The sequence below is a fragment of the Methanosarcina acetivorans C2A genome, assembly GCF_000007345.1.
Lineage (GTDB): Archaea > Halobacteriota > Methanosarcinia > Methanosarcinales > Methanosarcinaceae > Methanosarcina > Methanosarcina acetivorans.
Window position 1 is genome coordinate 5,650,573 of sequence record NC_003552.1, and the last position, 18,402, is coordinate 5,668,974.

Below are 18,402 nucleotides of genomic sequence, written 5' to 3' on the forward strand. Positions count from 1 at the left end.
GAATTTCCATTGTTTTTCAATTTGAAATCTTTTTCTCCTCGTCAGATCATTCCAAACATATCCACAACATCATCAAAGTCTATCCTCCCATTCCCGTTGAAGTCAAAATACTCCACCGGCATGTTTTCCTCTATCCAGTCCATGTTGTGGAAGTACGCCACTATATCTACGAAACTGAACTCCCCGTTTCCGGTAAGGTCTTCATAGAGTCCGTCTCCATCGAGATCTTTAGGAGCATATTCCTGATCAGGAAGGGGAGACAGAAGTGTCACTTCAATTGTCCCTGCCAGGAGAGCTGGTTCGATAGAGTCTCCGGAATCGTCCTCCAGGCGTTTAACTCCTATAGAAAGATTCGCTGAACCAGATTCCTTTCCAGAAACCGTGAGAGTGGCAAGCATAACATCTGCTGCCCCTTCCTTAACGGAATCTTCCAGGTCAATAGTCTTCATGTAGATAGAAGTCCCGGGCAGGGTAGAGTTCTCAGTAATCAGAGCCCAGGTCGGGTACTCGATGTCGATTATCTCGGCAACAGCCGGATCGTCGATAGCAACGGTCAGGTTGTAGCCTGAAAGACCTGCAGGGAAATTGCTGGCAACGATACTTATTTCAGTAGATTCGTTTTCTGCAACTGAGGAACTTGTCGGATCGAAATAGAGTGTAACGGTTGACCCGGAAGCATCGGAAACTTCGATGTAATCCGATTTCAGCTCAAAGTCAGAGCCAGCAGCATTTTCCACAGTCAGATTTACGGTATAGTTACCTGCTGATGGGTACGTGTGAGAGGGGTTCTGCTCAGTACTGTTTGCTCCATCCCCGAAGTCCCAGAACCAGGATGTTGGAGATCCAGTAGATTCATCACTGAACTGGACAGTCAGAGGAACTTCACCTTCAGTTACATTTGCATTGAAAGCAGCAACGGGTTCTTCAGGCATAGAAGATTCTGATACAATAATATAATCAGTCTTCACCTCGGAATCGCTCCCAGCTGCATTTGTAACTGTGAGGGTCACGGTATAGTTACCTGCTGCAGAATAAGTATGCACTGGACTCTGTTCCGATGAAGTTTCGTTGTCTCCGAAGTCCCATACCCAGGCAGTAGGTGAACCTGTTGATTCGTCGGAGAACAGGACAGTCAGAGGAACTTCACCTTCAGTTACATTTGCGCTGAAGCCTGCAGTTGGAGCCGTCGGCCCGGATCCTGCATATTTTACACTCATGAGAGCCAGTGGGATCTTGTAGTACTTTTCTTCCTGTTTGTTGTAGGTAAAAATACTGTATTCTCCGGCCGTGAGCATGGAACTCACGTCCCAGGTATTGTCTCCATAGTAGCTACCCTGTGGTGTCCCTGAGGTCAGGGTTGTACCCTGGAAAGAATAGATTCCATCCACACTGGCAAGGTAGATCGCAGTGAGATTTGCAGAACTCCAGCCGCTTGCGAGCGTAGAAGTACCAAATGAAGTCGAACCGGTATATTCCGTATCCAGCGGGTTGACAGTATCATGGCCCTGGTTGACCCAGTAATAAACCTCATCGGAATCGCCGTCATCGTACGCAACAACCAGCGTCATTGCCTTAACCCTGCCGTCAAAATTAGAATCTATCTTTGAGGTTATGGCTTGCACGTTCACGGTTTGCCCGCTGATTTCACCAGTAAGGTCATACCACATCTGATAGTCACTTGTAACACGGTTCAAATGGTCGCTTAACCAGACAGGACCTGTTCCACCTTCTCCGGGGAACGAGTATGTGGTGTTGAAAGTCTCGTTCTTCTGGAGTTCGTAGGTGCTGTCGCCATCGGCATCAATACTGATTTCCACGTTTCCTCTGTAATTGTTTTCCATGTGTCCATCATAAACATCAACGTAGAGTCTGGCCCACTTAATATCAGTATATGAAGGCAGAGTAAACGCTTTTTGAGCAGATGTCTCCATAGCGTAATATGAGTCGTACCAGAGATCACCTGAAACCGTTCCATTCTGGACGTTTGTCAGGGGGATGCCGCCGTTGTAGCTGTCTGAAGTTAGTGGTGCACTGACAACAACAGGTTCAGTAGAAGTTATTGTGTTACTGCCTCCCGGTCCTGTGGCAGTCAGAGTGACATTGTAACTTCCTTCTGTAACGTATGTGTGGGTCGGGTTCTGTTCGTTAGAAGTACCACCGTCTCCAAAGTCCCAATTCCAGCTGCTTACACTGCCGGTTGTAGTGTCCGTGAACTGAACTGTGAAAGGTACCCTACCTGAATTTTCATCGAAAGTAAAACTTGCTACAGGTGCTGAAACGTTCGAAGTCACGGTTATGTAATCAGTTTTTATTGTGAAATTGCTTCCACCATAATTTGTGGCAGTGAGTTTTACGGTGTATGTGCCTATGGTTTCATATGTATGAGTCGGATTTTGCTCTGTAGAGGTTTTTCCGTCTCCGAATTCCCAAGTCCATGAGGTTGGAGTGTTTGTGGATTCGTCCGTAAACTGGACTGAGAGAGGTGCTGTTCCTGTTGTTTGATCTACACTGAAATTTGCTACAGGAGCAAGAACAACTGAGCCCGCTGTTATGTATCCGGTTTTCTCTTCAGAATCGCTTCCGAACGAGTTCGAGACCGTGAGTTTCACTGTATAGGTTCCTTCGGCCGTGTAGGTGTGGGTCGGATTTTGCTCAGTGGAGTTTTTCCCGTCTCCGAAGTCCCAGGTCCAGCTGGTCGGGGTGCCGGTAGAGGTGTCAGTGAACTCCACGTTTAACGGAGCGTTTCCACTCGTAACATTTGCTGTGAAGTTGGCTTCAGAGGCGGTCACCTGGGTGACTTCAAGAACAGCGTTGGCGAAATTAAAGTAGCTGGGACCGGTGACTCCAAGTTCATTCTCCCCTCCCTGAAGGGCGTCTGTGACGCTGAAGTACTTGATAGTCGGGTCCGATCCGCCTGTTTTTATTGTAGGAAGAGATTCTCCATTGAAGTTTATGGAGTTGACATCGCCGTCGTCTGATTCGAGGACAGTAATGGTCCTGGCTGAGAATAGGCTGTCGGTGCTTACGTTGTCAAACATTGTATATCCCCAGGCAAGATCGGCACCGTAATCGGCGAGCAGGCAGTCGCTGCCTTCGTTCACCCATATCTGGCGATAAGGTTCGCTGTCGGCCTCGTAGACCACAATGAGGACAGTGGCGTAGTAAGCATATTTATTTAAAGAATTCGTGGAAGTGAGAACTGCTATGTTGTCGCCGGTTGTGTTCAGGTATGTGGTTACATCGAAGGCATACTGGCCATTGATGCAGTCTCCGTATTTTGCATCAGCTTCCTGGGTCTCATGACCGTTGAACTGGAGATTGAACCCTGGATCTCCATACCACGTCGAACCCTGGTATAGCCGGGCCGACTTTATGGTCGCACCGGCGGGGATATCAAGATCATCTGCAGAGAATTTCCTGGTCAGGGTGACTCCAGATACACCGTATTGGGATCCGTAATTGCCTGATATGGCGACAGCCACCCCAACATTGCCTTCTGCATAGAACAAGTTATTGACTTTATCATACCCGTCAGAGAATCGGCCGCCGTTATATCTCTGGCTGGTTGCGGATATGGTCGCATTTTTAGTGTATACGTTGTTTGTCTCGTTGGCCTCGTCTATCTCATTTCCTGGATCGACCACGACTGTGATTGGAACGAGGTCTCCGACATGCCAGCGAGCTGTGTCTTTGACACTGATTGTGGTGGAACTTCCGATAGCAAGCGCCGGTACTGTAATGGTTGTTGTGTTTCCGGCAATCGTAACATTGGCAGTAACCTCACTGGCATCTTCACTACCATGGTTTTCAATGGTTGCAGTAACTGTGTTGTGGGAGATCGGATACATTGGGGAAGTGACAACGGATACTATGAAGTCAGGAGATGCCTTCATCACTGTTACTTCTGCCAATCCGGTGACTCCCTCTGCTGAAGCGGTAATGTTGACCTTACCAGGAACATTAGCTGTGAACAGCCCGTTGGAATCAATAGTGCCGATAGTTTCATTACTGCTCGACCAGTTGATTGAGGTATTACTGATCACATTTCCCAGCTGGTCTACTGCAACTGCCGTAAAGTACTGTGTCTCACTCTGGTTAAGCTGGACCGAGGAGGGGGAAACTGTGAGAGAGGCAGCGAACAGGGTCACAACTTCGTAGTCCTTTGTCTCAGTGTCGGTGCCGTACTCATTGGTCGCCGTGAGAGTAATCGTGTAGTTCCCGTCCGCGGCATAGGTGTGCACAGGGTTCTGCTCAGGGGAAGTGGTACCGTCTCCGAAATCCCAGGTCCACTCAGTCGGGAAATTGAAAGACTTATCAGTAAACTGGATAGTATGCGGAAAACCATAGATTGGAGTTGCGGTGAAAGAGGCGACGGGCGGTGCAGCAGTCTGCTGCTCCCCACTGAAAGCGGAGGCAAATAGCGGTGTGGTGCTGTAGGCACGTGCTAAAATGTAGTCCAAATCCATCTTCCCATATTTTCTATAATGTGCTATCTGGATAGGTTTTGTACCACTCACTCCAACATATCGTGTCGAGTTGGTCCATGTCCCTCCATCCCGGCGCTCTTTAAGAGGTTCATCTGGAGAAATCACAAGTTCCTCTGTGTAATATCCATCTGGGGTATCCGGGATAATATCTCCATCTGTACTCTTGCTGGACCAGGTTCTTGGTGGAGCCCATCGTAAGTTGCTATACGCTTCACCAGAGTAAATCGCAGAGTTATAGGAAGAATCATAATTTTCCAGTCCTATTGAAGAACCATTATCAGTATAATCTCTATTTCCAAAACCAACTGATGTAGAATATGTCTTTGATTGTATTCTAAATTGAAGGATTATTCCGGAAGGAACTGTTGTCCGAGAGAAGATCTCTGCAAAATTACCGGTTCCGGAAGATATGTGGAGACCACCTGAGCTTACGGAAATCCCATTGTTCTGAACGAGTTCCCACTTTGTTGTATCCAATACTGTACCATCAAATTGGTCGAAAAGGAAATATGTTGCATTCCCGTTGCTGGTCGTAGTTATTCCTGGATTCCCGTAACAGATCGTCAGTGTTCCAGGCTGATCTGTGTTCTCTATCCGTACACAGAAACGTGCCTGCTCTGAGGTATAGTCCGGCCAGAGGTAGTATGCTAATTTGGCCCCGGTGACATCAGTGAATCGCACATCTCCGTAATCATCCCGACAATTATCACCGAGGTAGACATGCCAGACCTTCAGACCATCCGCATTTTCCTCGTAAGCCGTTCCGTTGCTGCGGTGGACCACAATATCCTGCTGGTATACTGCCCTGTCACTCGCAGAATAGGAAATCTGCTGATTGTATTCGTACATGCCTGCATAGATGTGGTCAACTTTTGTCTCAGTGCCGCTGCCATAGGTATTCGTGACCGTGAGGCTGATCGTGTAGGTGCCGGCGCTCATGTAGGTGTGAACTGGGTGCTGTTCGGTGGAAGTATTCCCGTCACCGAAGTCCCAGGACCAGGATGCAGGGTTAACAGTCGAGGTGTCGTTGAACTGGACCGTCAGCGGGGCATAACCACCCGTCACGTTCGCGGTGAAGTTTGCCACCGGTACACCGCTGCCTACTGTGATGTAGCCAATCTTCACACAGGTGTTGCTGCCGTAGCTATTCGTGGCTGTCAGGTTCACCGTGTAATTACCGGCTACTACATAGGTATGCACCGGGTTCTGTTCGGTTGATGTTGTATTGTCTCCGAAGTCCCAGATCCATGTAGCTGGGTTAATTGTCGAGGTGTCAGTGAACTTGACCGTGAGAGGAGCATTACCACCTGTCTTGTTTGTCGTAAAATTCGCAACTGGCACACCACTACCAACCGATATGTAATCTGTCTTCACACCGGTGTCACTACCATAACTGTTCGTTACTGTTAGGTTCACCGTGTAATTACCGGCTACTACATAGGTGTGCACCGGGTTCTGTTCGGTTGATGTTGTATTGTCTCCGAAGTCCCAGATCCATGTAGCTGGACTGTTTTTGGAAGAATCGGTGAAATGAACTGTAAAAGGGGCATTACCGTTCGTCATGTTTACGGTGAAGTTAGCGATCGGTCCCAGACCCAAAGCCGATGGTGGGGTAGAGCTGTAGGCACGTGCTAGAATGTAGTCCAAATCCATCTTCCCATATTTTCTATAATGTTCTATCTGGATAGGTTTTGTACCACTCACTCCAACATATCGTGTCGAGTTAGTCCATGCCTCTCCATCGCGGCGCTCTTTAAGAGGTTCATCTGGAGAAATCACAAGTTCCTCTGTGTAATATCCACCCGGGGTATCCGGGATAATATCTCCATCCGTACTCTTGCTGGTCCAGGTTCTTGGCGGAGCCCATCGTAAGTTGCTATACGCTTCACCAGAATAAATCGCAGAGTTATAGGAAGAAGAAAAGCTTTCCAGTCCTATTGAAGAACCATTATCAGTATAATCTCTATTTCCAAAACCAAGTGACGTAGAATATGTCTTCGATTGTATCCTAAATTGAAGGATTATTCCGGAAGGAACTGCTGTCCGAGAGAAGATCTCTGCAAAATTACCGGTTCCTGAAGATATATGGAGACCACCCGAGCTTACGGAAATCCCATTGTCCTGAACAGGTTCCCATTTTGTTGTATCCAATGCTGTACCATCAAACTGGTCGAAAAGGAAATATGTTGCATTCCCGTTGCTGGTAGTCGTTGCTCCTGGATCTCCGTAACAGATCGTCAGCCTTCCAGGCTGATCCGCTCTCTCCAGCCGCACGCAGAACCGTGCCTCCTCTGAGGTATAGTCCGGCCAGAGGTAGTATGTTAATTGGGTTCCGGTCGCATCGGTGAACCTGAGATCTCCATAATCTTCACGGCAACTATCACCCAGGTAGACATGCCAGATCTTCAGGCCGCCTGCATTTTCTTCGTAAGCTGTTCCGCTAGTGCGGTGAATCATAATATCCTGCTGGTAGATGGCCTGGCCACCTGCAGAGAAGGAGATGTTCTGAGAAAATTTGCACTTGCCTGCATAGATGTAGTTTGCCTTTGTCTTGATATCGCTTCCGTAGTCATTTGAGACCGTAAAGTTCACGGTATAAAGGCCAGGAGAGATGTAAGTATGCACCGGATTCTGTTCTGTTGATGTAGTATTGTCTCCAAAGTCCCAGGCCCAGGAAGTCGGGTTAATGGTAGAAGTGTCGAAAAACCGGATTTCAAGTGGAGTATAGCCGCTCACCGTGTTCGCAGTGAAGTTTGCTATAGGCACACCGCTTCCGACTGTTATGTATTCGGTCTTTATGCTGGAGTTACTGCCTCCGGCGTTTGTGACCGTCAGGTTCACTGTGTAATTGCCAGCAGCTGTGTATGTATGTACAGGGTTCTGTTCGGTAGAGATTGTATTGTCACCGAAGTCCCAGTACCATACGGTAGGGCTATTGAGAGAAGTGTCATTGAACTGGACAGTAAGCGGGGCATTACCTTTTGTTAAGTTAGCCGTGAAGTTTACAATTGGCCGCTTGTAATTTACAAAAATATAATCGGTTTTTACTTCCTCATCATTTCCGCCACCATTGGATACTGTTAACTTTACCGTGTAATTACCCGGAGTATCATAAGTGTAGGTGGGGTTCTGCATGATACTGTCCATAGTTCCATCGTTGTTGAAATCCCAGGTCCATGATAGGGGTGAATTCGCGGATTGATCAGTAAAGTTAACCGTAAGTGGTACCTCGCCTGCAGTTGGGGTAGCGGTGAAATCGGCTACGGGAATGGGAGCTGTAGTCGTCCCTACCAGTGCGGTCAGGGTATTGTTGCTCTCATTCCCTTCATTCACTGCATTTTCAGGGTCTACGTTTACGGTTAATGTGTAGCTGTTTGCAGTACCGTCGAGTGTCCAGTGGAAGTCAACGTTTGTGCTGTTCTCACTTTCCAGGCTGGTAACGGTTTGTGTGTCCACTACTATACCGTCCACCAGAAGCGATACATTGAAGGAAGTTGAGTCTTTGTTGCCCTGGTTTTCGATGGTGGCGGTCATAGTGTTGACGGTATTGGGAACTACGGTAACAGGTGTCAGGCTCACCGGTACCAGGTCAGGTATTTTGTACGCTATTGATAGTGCATGGAATACCGGAGAACAGTAAGCATCGCCTCCCCGTCCTACGTTTACGGTCTGGTTCTCCGCCACAAGAGAGGCCTTTACATTATCCCACCGGATATAGTTGAAGTAGTCACCACTTACCGAATCGGCAGGATCTGAAAGGGAATATCCGTTGAAATCCTCGTAATTATACCCAGTCAAGTGGGTTGAATAAAGATTTGCGCTCTGCACATCAGCAAGGTCCACGGTCCCATTAAAATATGTGAACGAGTTGTCCACTTCGTCTCCAACGTAATCTCCATAATGAAGCCAGTCAAGACCATCTGCAATCCAGTACTCTATCTGGGACTTATTTTCGTTTTTCAGCACGACTACAAGAGTAGTGCCGTACTGTCTGCCGTCGCCCCAGGAAGCCGAGTTGATTGTTGCAGTATTTATTTCTCCGGGAACCACATAATCTGTGACATCATAGGGTATCCATGTTACACCCATACCAGAACTATAGCAAGAAGGGTTAGTAGCGAATGCATTCCCATTGAATATGGTGGATATTGAAGTAGTGGTAGCAGAAGACGCCCAAACTCCAACGTAGTAACGCGCAAAAACAACTGTCCCATTTGGCACATCAAAGTTGTTTGTAGAGTATTTAGACTCCCAGTTTGCTGTGGATGAGACGTACATTTCACCCTGTACTTTGTCGTGAGCTACTGTGGGTAAAGCCGAAGCTGTACAGGCTAAAAGTAGAATTAACAGTAGAGGGAGTATATAAATAGCATATTTTGAGCTAATGTTCATCACCTTTGGTTTTGTCATCTTGGAAATAAGGAGGCAACCTGATCAGATTGCCTTGGGAAGAAAGGAGTGTTTTTCTTGTTTCCAAAGTCTGCATAATCTTAGGAACTCCCAGAGTTGCCTGTACGTTCACACTTTCGTTTGCTGGGGGCCTGTGACTCTATTGAGCCAAATCCGGTTCTAGAAATACTTACTTCTGCTAATTAGCTGGACGGCTTTGACTGCACATTCATTGTGTAGATCACGAATCCAACTCAAAGGATGGAATTTCAAAGCAGTGGGGGTATTGAAGTACAGATAGTCTTTCTGGTCAAGAGACCAGCAAAATAGAAGACTGGAAGGTTTGGATCATCGGAATCAGGCGGTATTTTTGAATCAGGTGATGTTGAAGTCAATGTATAGTAAGTTGGTATCAGTGCAGTAATAGCCGTGATCTGCTGCGAAGAAGTTATTTTATGCAGGCGACTTGTATGGATGAGAGTTCACACATATTCAATAGTACTCAGATCTTTTTCTTCGATATCACCTTCTTGATGATAAAAAAAATTGAAGTCTCGATCTTTTTTCACAAAATTTGATATGTAAGAGGACCTGTTTATTTTGAAACAGGTCTTCAGAAAAAAGTGTATGAATACCAAGTATTTAAATTAATTTAAAAAATAAGAATACTATAAACTTATATATACGATTATTAACACAAACAAATTTATTTGTAACATTAAATCAGCAGACATTGTTTTTCAGAAGCACAAGTTCTTTTTCTAAAGAGTTTAATCCTTTTGGAGAAAAAAATGCTAAAAAGAGGTAACTATCCAGTAGAGATCAGAACTTTTCTTTAAAAGATCCTTTATATCCGATAATTAAAAAGTGAAAACCAGGTGTATGGAGAAATTACTGAAAAACATAAGCCAAATGCTGGCTTTTAAATCTGACAGAACAGGATGAGTTTGCCTTTCCTGTCAGATTTGAACAATAAATTCTCCACAACCTTAGTATTGAATTTTTCATTGTTTTTCAATTTGAAATCTTTTTCTCCTTGATCATATCATTGCAAACATATCCACGACATCATCAAAATCGATCCTCCCGTTTCCGTTGAAGTCGAAGTACTCCACCGGCATGTTTTCCTCTATCCAGTCCATGTTGTGGAAATAAGCTACTATGTCTACGAAACTGAACTCTCCATTTCCGGTGAGGTCTTCATAGAGTCCGTCTCCATCGAGATCTTTAGGAGCATATTCCTGATCAGGAAGGAGAGACAGAATGGTCACTTCAATTGTCCCTGTTAGGAGAGCTGGTTCGATGGAGTCTCCTGAATCGTCCTCCAGACGTTTAACTCCTATCGAAATATTTGCAGATCCTTTCTCCTTTCCAGAAACCGTGAGAGTAGCTAGCACAACTTCTCCTTCTTCTTCCTTAATGGAATCTTCCAGGTCAACGGTCTTCATGTAGATCGAAGTCCCTGGCAGGGTAGAGTTCTCAGTAATCAGAGCCCAGGTCGGGTACTCTATACCAACTATCTCGGCAACAGCCGGGTCATCAATAGCAACGGTCAGGTTGTAGCCTGAAAGGCCTGCAGGGAAATTACTGGCAACGAGACTTATTTCAGTAGATTCGTTTTCTGCAACTGAGGAACTTTCAGGGTCAAAATAGAGAGTAACGGTTGACCCGGAAATCTCGGAAACTTCTATGTAATCTGTTTTTAACTCAAAGTCAGAACCAGCGTCATTTTCCACAGTCAGATTTACGGTGTAACTTCCGGCTGAAGCATACGTGTGCACTGGATTCTGTTCCGTTGAGTTTGTTCCATCCCCAAAGTCCCAGAGCCACGAAGTGGGGGAACCTGTGGATTGATCAGTGAAGTTAACTGTGAGAGGAGCACTACCACTCGTTACATCAGCAGTGAAAGCAGCAACGGGTTCAGGTTCAGGTGTTGAGGGCTCCAATACAGTGATATAATCAGTCTTCACCTCGAAATCTGTCCCAGCTGAATTTGTGACCGTGAGGTTCGTGGTGTAGTTTCCTGCTACAGAATAAGTATGCACGGGGTTCTGCTCAGTTGAGTTAGCTCCATCCCCAAAGTCCCAGAACCACGAAGTGGGGGAACCTGTGGACTGGTCGGTGAAATTCACTGTCAGTGGGGCTGTGCCGGAGGTCGGATCTGCAGTGAAATTCGAGACCGGGGCAACATCACGGAATGCGTAGACCGTATATCCTTTTCCAAAGTAGAGGGTTCCGTCCGAAGCAATCGCCGGCGATGCATAATTGTAATTACCGTCGGCATAACTCCACTTGACGGTACCATCAGGATTGAATGCGTAGAGTGTTTTACTCCCATAATTATCGATATAGATGGTTCCATCAGAACCGATGGTCGGAGTGGTTTGACCAAAAGATCCCGCTTTGGAACTCCATTTAAGGGTACCGTCGGGGTACAATGCGTAGAAATACTGGTTATTGGATCCAAAGTAGATGGTACCGTCCGACCCGATAGCCGGCGAGGATTTTATAGCTTGAGATGCTGAAGTACCTACGGAGTATGTCCATTTGAGGGTACCGTCGGGGTTTAGTGCATACAAATTCGCGTTATTGCATCCAAAGTAAATGGTACCATCCGATGCGATTGCCGGTGTGTCATAAATATAATTATTAGGAGCAGGGATGGAATAGGTCCATTTAAGGGTACCGTCGGCATTAATTGCGGAGAGAGCGCCCCCATAGGTTCCAAGATAAATGGTACCGTCCGACCCGATCGCAGGGGAGAAATAGTTATATCCACCATAACTTACAGCGGAATTCCACTTCAGGGTGCCGTCTGGTTTGAGTGCAAAAAGGTTAGTACTCGTTGCGAAATAAATAGTACCGTCTGATGCGATTGCCGGAGAAGATATGACAGATTTCGTTCCGACAGGGTAACTCCATTTGATACTGCCGTCGGGATTTATCGCATAGACTATTTTATCATTACCTCCGGCATAGATGGTCCCGTCCGATGCGATTGCCGGGGTCGGGAAGCTTTTAGTGCCAATGGAGGTACCCCATTTGAGGGTACCATTGGGGTTGATGGCATAGAGAGTTCCGCTCCTATCCCCGATATACATGGTACCATCCGACCCTATTACTGCCCCTTGACCGAGTCTCATTTCGCCTGTTGTGGTGTAGGTCCATACGACGTTTGCGGTCTGTGGCCCGGTATACGGGGACTGACCGGTGTTTCCGAGATCGTAGTGGAATTTCGGCCACGCCGTATCCGCAAGACCGCCTTTCCCTGCCTCCGCAGTCACCGTGATATAGGCCGTCTTCAACTCGGAGTCACTTCCTCCACTGTTTGTCGCGGTGAAGGAAACGGTGTAGTTTCCAGCCGAGGTATATGTGTGAATCGGGTTCTGATCTGTCGAGTTAACGCCGTCCCCGAAGTCCCAGAGCCACTCTGTCGGCATGTTGGTGGACGTGTCGGTAAAGGTTACGGTTAATGGTGCACCTCCGCTTGTTGGTGTTGCTGTGAAGTTGGCGACAGGCGGGATATAGGCGGTGATATAATCCGTTTTTTCCTCGCTGTCATTTCCGGCTGCGTTGGCAGTTGTGAGTTTGACAGTGTATTTTCCTGCGGTGATGTAGGTGTGCGCAGGGTTTTGCTCGGTGCTGTTAGTCCCATCTCCAAAGTCCCAGAACCACTCCGCCGGTAAATTGGCTGACTGGTCAGTGAACTGCACGGTGAACGGTGCGGCACCGCTGGTATTGTCGGCTGTAAAGGCGGCAACCGGTGTAATTACCTCAACTGTGATGTAATCTGTCTTTACCTCGGAATCGCTCCCTTCTGCATTGGTGACCGTGAGGCTGACCGTATGATTGCCGACTGAAGTGTAGGTATGAGAGGGGTTCTGGCTTGTGGAATTCTCACCATCCCCAAAGTCCCAGAACCATGAGGTAGGGGAGTTAGTGGACTGGTCAGTGAAGTTGACCGTGAGAGGGATCGAGCCGGAAGTCGGCACTGCCGTGAAATTCGCGACCGGGACTTCTACCGAAGCTGAACCGACAAGGACCGTCAGCTCGTTGTTGGTCTCTTCGGATTCCACCACAGAATTATCAGGATCCACAACCACGGTCAATGAGTAGCTATCCTTGCCGCCTTCAGGTGTCCATTGCAGGTCGACAGTGGTGCTGCCGCCAGCTGCAATCCCGGAAACATCCTGCGTATCCACGACAGTCCCGTCCGCAATTAGCGAGACATTAAAAGAGGGTGAATCCTTGTCTGTGTTTTCGATGGTTGCGGTCATGGTATTGACGGTGCCGGGGGTCACATATGAAGGGGTGAGGCTTGTCGGCACCAGGTCAGGGATTTTGTATGTTATTGATAGGCCATGCAATACCGCGGAAGTGTAGTCACCGTCTCCCACTACCTTGATAGTCTGGTTCTCTGCCGTAAGGGAGTCCTTTACATTGTCCCACCTGATATAGTTGAAATAGGCGCCACTTACCGAATCGACAGCCCCGGAAAGTGATTCTCCGTTTAGAGACTCGCTACTGTATCCTGTTAGGATGGTTGAGTAAAGGCTTGCACTGTCGACGTCGTCGAGATCTATGTTAGTGTCGTTGAAATACGTTGTTGAACTACCATAACCAATCACCCAGTCAAGACCCTCCGCAATCCAGTATTCCACCTCAGGTTTGTTCTCATTCTCCAGTACGACTACAAGGGTGCTGCCGTACTGTCTTCCATCGCCCCAGTGCGAAGAATCAATTGTTGCAGTATTTGTTTCTCCTGGTTGCACATAGTCTGTGACATTGAAGGGTATCCATGTTACACCCATACCGGAAATATAATAAGACGGGTTAGTCTCGAATGCATGCCCGTTGAATGTGGCGGATATTGAACTGGGGGTACCGCTGGCCCATACTCCTACATAATACCGCGCGAAAACAACTGTTCCGTTCGGCACATCAAAGCTGTTTGTAGAGTAATGGGAATCCCAGTTTGCGGTGGATGCTACGTACATCTCACCCTGCACTCTGTCGTGAGCTACTGTGGGTAAAGCCGAAGCTGTCCCGACAAAAAACAGGATTAACAGTAGAGGGAATATATAGACAGCATATTTTGATCTAATGTTCATCACCTTGTTTTCATCATATTTAAAGGAAAAGAGGCAGCCGGATAAGGTTGCCTTGGAAAGAAAGGAGTGTTTTTTCTTGTTTCCAAAGCCTGCATAATCTTAGGAACTCACAGAGTTGCCTGTGCACTTATACCGTCGTTTGCTGGGGTCTGTAACTCTGTTAAGCCAGATCCGGTTCTAGGAATACCTCTGCCGATTAGCTGGACGGCTTTGACTGCATATTCATAGTGTAGACCACGAATAAGGCTCAATTAATGGGAGCTCAAAGCAATGGGGTATTGAAGTACGGATAGTCTTTCTGATCAAGGGACCAGTAAAATGGGAAACCATAAGGTATGGCTCCTTGGAATCAGGTTGTACTATTGAATCAGGTGATTTCGAAGTCTATGCGATAGTAAGTTGGTATCAGTGCAGTAATAGCCGAAATCGGCTGCGCAGAAGTTATTTTACGCAGGCGAATTATACGAATGCGAGCTCATAAATATTCAACAATTACCCGATTTTTTTCGAGATCACCTCCTTAACAGAAAAAATCTAACTTTTGATATTTTTTAGAGGGTCTGACTTGTAAGAGGGTCTGTTTATTTTGAAACAGATCATCAGAAAAAAATGTATGAACACGACATATTTAAATTAATTTAAAAAATAAGAATAGTATCAATTTATATATGCGATTATTAACACTAATGAATTGATTTGTAACACCGCCATCATAATACCCTTTTTCAGAAACACAAGTTATTATTATAAAGAGAGCTCATCCCAAAACCAATTTTATTTCCATATCAATAAGAATTTAAGAACTTTTTTCCTGATCAGTAGATCGATTGATTATTCCAAATTCAAGATTTTGGGGCTAATTCTGAGTTTTAGGATCAGCTCAGAGTTTAACTCATATTAGAGGCAGTCTTAAATTCAAACCATTTCTGCGTCTGGAGAATGAACATTGTTGATTTTAGCCCACTTTCCACAGTATTTTACCTGGTAGCATTTTTGGAACCGAGTTAAGTAATTTTAACTATCAATGTCTTGATGAAAATTGACTGACATCGTTTTTGGTCTCTAAGTATCCAACGTAGCTACTTTTACCTCACGCATAAAAGTCCAATAAATCGACGTAAGACTAAAAATAGATAGCAGGAAAAAATTGTGAAATATGAAATTTAACTGCGGAAACTGGGCTGATCACTAACGAGGTTAATGATCAATGACCGGATTAATACCGGTCACAGACCTCAAAGAAGTTCGTCAGCAGCTCATCTCCCTTCTTTGTGTGGGAAACTTCAGGGTGCCACTGAACTCCATAAATCGGTTTTGTGGGGTGGCGCATGGCTTCAATCTCGCAGATATCCGAACGGGCAAGGTGGATAAAGCCTTCAGGAAGAATAGCAACCTCATCGGCATGGGAAGCCCATACGGTTATTTTTGGGCCAAGCCCCCTGAGTATGTCGTCTTCTTCGATGACTTCGATTTCAATCTCGGCGTATCCGCCTTTTTTCCCTGAGTGTACATGCCCCCCGTAAGCAAGGGCAATTGCCTGGTGTCCGAGGCAGATTCCGAGAATAGGGATATCGATTTCCCGGACATAATCAAAACAGAGGCCTGCCCTTTCCATCTCCGGGCCTCCGCTCAGGATCAGGCCATCAGGCTCTTCTGCCAGGATATCCTCTATAGGGGTTACATTGGGAATAATCTTTGTATCCATGTCAAGATCCCGGACAGCCCTGTGAATAAGGTGGCAGAATTGTCCGTAATTATTAACAACAAGGATTTTTAATTCTCTCATAGTTCCTTCCGTTCCTGTTTATAGATATGAAATGCTTCTTTGCTGCAAACTTATTCTATTAGCCCATGTTATCCTATTTTAATTCTTTTATCTTCCTGGTTTTGCTTCAGCTCCTTTTTACTCTTCAAATCACAGTTTCCGGACTCCGGAGCTAGTGTTCATGCATCTACTTCAAAAAAAAGATTCTGTGTCAGGGCAACAATCCCAGAATTGGGATAAGGAATATTCATCGAACCCCAACTGTCAAAAAAGAGAAAACTTTAAGAACTGAACAATCTAGTACATAGATGTACATATTAGTTCAATGCATACATAATTAGTCCATAATTTATCATCTGAATCAGTAATTGCCATCAAATCCGTAGTAGCTGGAAAAATGAACACGGATCAGGGCTTGAATAAGTTTAAATACAAGTAGCGTGCTAGTATGTGACACACTAGCACGCTAGAAAAGATAAATCATACAATTAATAAAAAATCACTGATGTAGTAAACCAATTCAGGGGAATCACGATGTCAGAAATTGGAAAGAAAATCCGCATAGAAAGGCTGATGAATCGGGAGAGCAGAAACATGGTCATCATTCCCATGGACCATGGGATCTCCGACGGACCTATTGAAGGGCTGATCAATATTACCGACACAGTTAATAGGGTTGCCGAAGGAGGAGCAAACGCAGTTCTCATGCAGAAAGGCATGGTCAAGTACGGGCACAGAGGATACGGCCATGATATAGGGCTTATTGTGCACATCAGTGCCTCTTCCGTTCTGAGCCCTGACCCCAATGCCAAAGTACAGGTCTGTACCGTTGAAGAAGTGATAAAAATGGGAGCTGACGCAGTTTCGATGCACATCAACGTTGGTTCCAATACCGAAGCCGACCAGCTCGAAATGCTCGGAAAAATCTCCAGGGACTGTACGGAATGGGGCATGCCTCTTCTTGCTATGATGTACCCCAGAGGCAAAAAGATCACAAACCCCCACGACCCTGTAAATGTGGCACATGCTGCAAGGATTGGAGCCGAACTCGGAGCTGACGTTGTAAAAACCGTCTACACCGGAGATCCCGACAGTTTCCGAGACGTGGTAAGGGGCTGCCCAGTACCTGTAGTAATTGCAGGCGGGCCGAAGACCTCAACCGACATGGAACTTCTGGAAATGATTGACGGGGCAATAGAAGCCGGAGCAAGAGGAGCTGCAATAGGAAGAAACGTATTCCAGCACCGGGACCCTGTAAGGCTGACCCGGGCTATCTGTGAAATCGTGCACCACAGAAGACCTGTGGAAGAAGCGCTTGAGCAGTTAAAGTAACAAGAATATTGAAAGCAAAATTAAGCCCTAGGTAAAAAACAAAAAACGAAAATACCGGATTAATAACCGGAGTAAAATACAGAATTTACGAACGGGGTTGAAAGCCTTTGAAAAAGAAAAGCGTCTGGATAAAAGCCGATGAAGGCGGATGGGAAGAACAGAAAGATAGGATCACTACAGGCCTGGAATCCGGAGCCGACTGTGTACTGGTAAACCCGGGAGATGTGGAAAAGGTCCGTGAACTGGGAAATATTACGGTAGCAGCCTTTGCCCGTGACAACAAGTCCAGAGCTGACATCGTGGTCGTGGGAAAGAGAGGAGAAGGTGACGGGACAAAACCCCTGCCTCAGGAAATTCCGGGTTCTTTTGATATAAACGCAGCAACCCTGCTCATGGACAAAGGTGTAACCGTAGGCGGATACGTGGTCATAAAGGACAAGCACTATGAACACTTCGCAGCCGAAATGGGAAAAATCTGCGATTATCTGCTGGTTACAGGCACGGACTGGAAAGTTATCCCTCTCGAGAACCTGATAGCTGACCTCCAGCACCAGAAAGTAAAGATCATTTTCGGGGTAAAAAGCGCAGAGGAAGCAAGACTTGCCTTCCAGACCCTTGAAGCCGGAGCTGACGGAGTCCTTCTTGACAGCGGAAATCCCCAGGAAATAAAAGATACGATCAAAGCTGCAAGAGAACTGGAAAGCGAAAGTGCCGAACTTGAAGCTGCGGTTGTAACCAGGGTAGAGCCCCTCGGAATGGGAGACCGGGTCTGTGTGGACACTTGCAACCTCATGCAGCGCGGAGAAGGCATGCTAATAGGTTCGCAGGCAAGCGGGATGTTCCTGGTAAACTCGGAATCCGATGACAGCCCTTATGTGGCAGCCCGCCCCTTCAGGGTAAATGCAGGTGCGGTTCACTCTTACATCAAAATAGGGGAGAAAACCCGCTATCTTTCGGAACTCCGGGCAGGAGATCCCGTAACCATCGTAGACTCAAAAGGAAAACAGCGGGAAGGCATAGTTGGCAGGGTCAAGATAGAAAGCCGCCCCCTGATGCTGATAGAAGCAAAAGCCAGAGACAGGACTTTAACGGCAATCCTGCAAAATGCCGAAACTATCAAACTTGTAGGAAAAGACGGAACCCCGATCTCGGTTGCAAAACTCGAGAAAGGAGACGAAGTCCTGGTCCGCCTCGAGGAAGGAGCCAGGCATTTCGGCAAAAAAATCGAAGAGACGATTATAGAGAAGTGAACCTGGGAGAAACGAACCAGGGAGAAACGAATAACAGCCTGTTCGTAACCAGATTCATAAGCAGATCC

Annotated in this window: 5 protein-coding genes; 2 read left to right on the forward strand and 3 right to left on the reverse strand. The window is 46.5% G+C overall.

The window, feature by feature from the left end:
* Positions 1-41 precede the first annotated feature (41 nt).
* The 3 genes from MA_RS29135 to MA_RS23955 form a co-directional block, all read right to left on the reverse strand.
* Positions 42-8,897, reverse strand: coding sequence for a DUF2341 domain-containing protein (locus MA_RS29135; protein WP_011024461.1), 8,856 nt, complete (start codon positions 8,895-8,897; stop codon positions 42-44).
* Positions 8,898-9,916: 1,019 nt separating this feature from the next.
* Positions 9,917-13,987: a PKD domain-containing protein gene (locus MA_RS29140; protein WP_052279228.1), complete on the reverse strand. Its 4,071-nt coding sequence runs from the start codon at positions 13,985-13,987 to the stop codon at positions 9,917-9,919.
* Positions 13,988-15,203: 1,216 nt separating this feature from the next.
* The gene (locus MA_RS23955) at positions 15,204-15,773 is read right to left on the reverse strand and encodes a GMP synthase subunit A (RefSeq protein WP_011024463.1); all 570 of its coding nucleotides are present in this window, start codon (positions 15,771-15,773) and stop codon (positions 15,204-15,206) included.
* A gap of 513 nt (positions 15,774-16,286) precedes the next feature.
* On the opposite strand from MA_RS23955, the gene MA_RS23960 reads away from it, so the two are divergent.
* Both MA_RS23960 and MA_RS23965 read left to right on the forward strand, forming a co-directional pair.
* Positions 16,287-17,084: a 2-amino-3,7-dideoxy-D-threo-hept-6-ulosonate synthase gene (locus tag MA_RS23960; protein ID WP_011024464.1), complete on the forward strand. Its 798-nt coding sequence runs from the start codon at positions 16,287-16,289 to the stop codon at positions 17,082-17,084.
* 107 nt (positions 17,085-17,191) lie between these two features.
* Positions 17,192-18,334: a 3-dehydroquinate synthase II gene (locus MA_RS23965; protein ID WP_011024465.1), complete on the forward strand. Its 1,143-nt coding sequence runs from the start codon at positions 17,192-17,194 to the stop codon at positions 18,332-18,334.
* Positions 18,335-18,402: the final 68 nt, after the last annotated feature.

Coding starts and splice junctions, on each gene's coding strand:
- MA_RS29135 (WP_011024461.1), bottom strand. CDS start 8,897: ATGACAAAACCAAAGGTGATGAACATTAGCTCAAAATATGCTATTTAT.
- MA_RS29140 (WP_052279228.1), bottom strand. CDS start 13,987: ATGAACATTAGATCAAAATATGCTGTCTATATATTCCCTCTACTGTTA.
- MA_RS23955 (WP_011024463.1), bottom strand. CDS start 15,773: ATGAGAGAATTAAAAATCCTTGTTGTTAATAATTACGGACAATTCTGC.
- MA_RS23960 (WP_011024464.1), top strand. CDS start 16,287: ATGTCAGAAATTGGAAAGAAAATCCGCATAGAAAGGCTGATGAATCGG.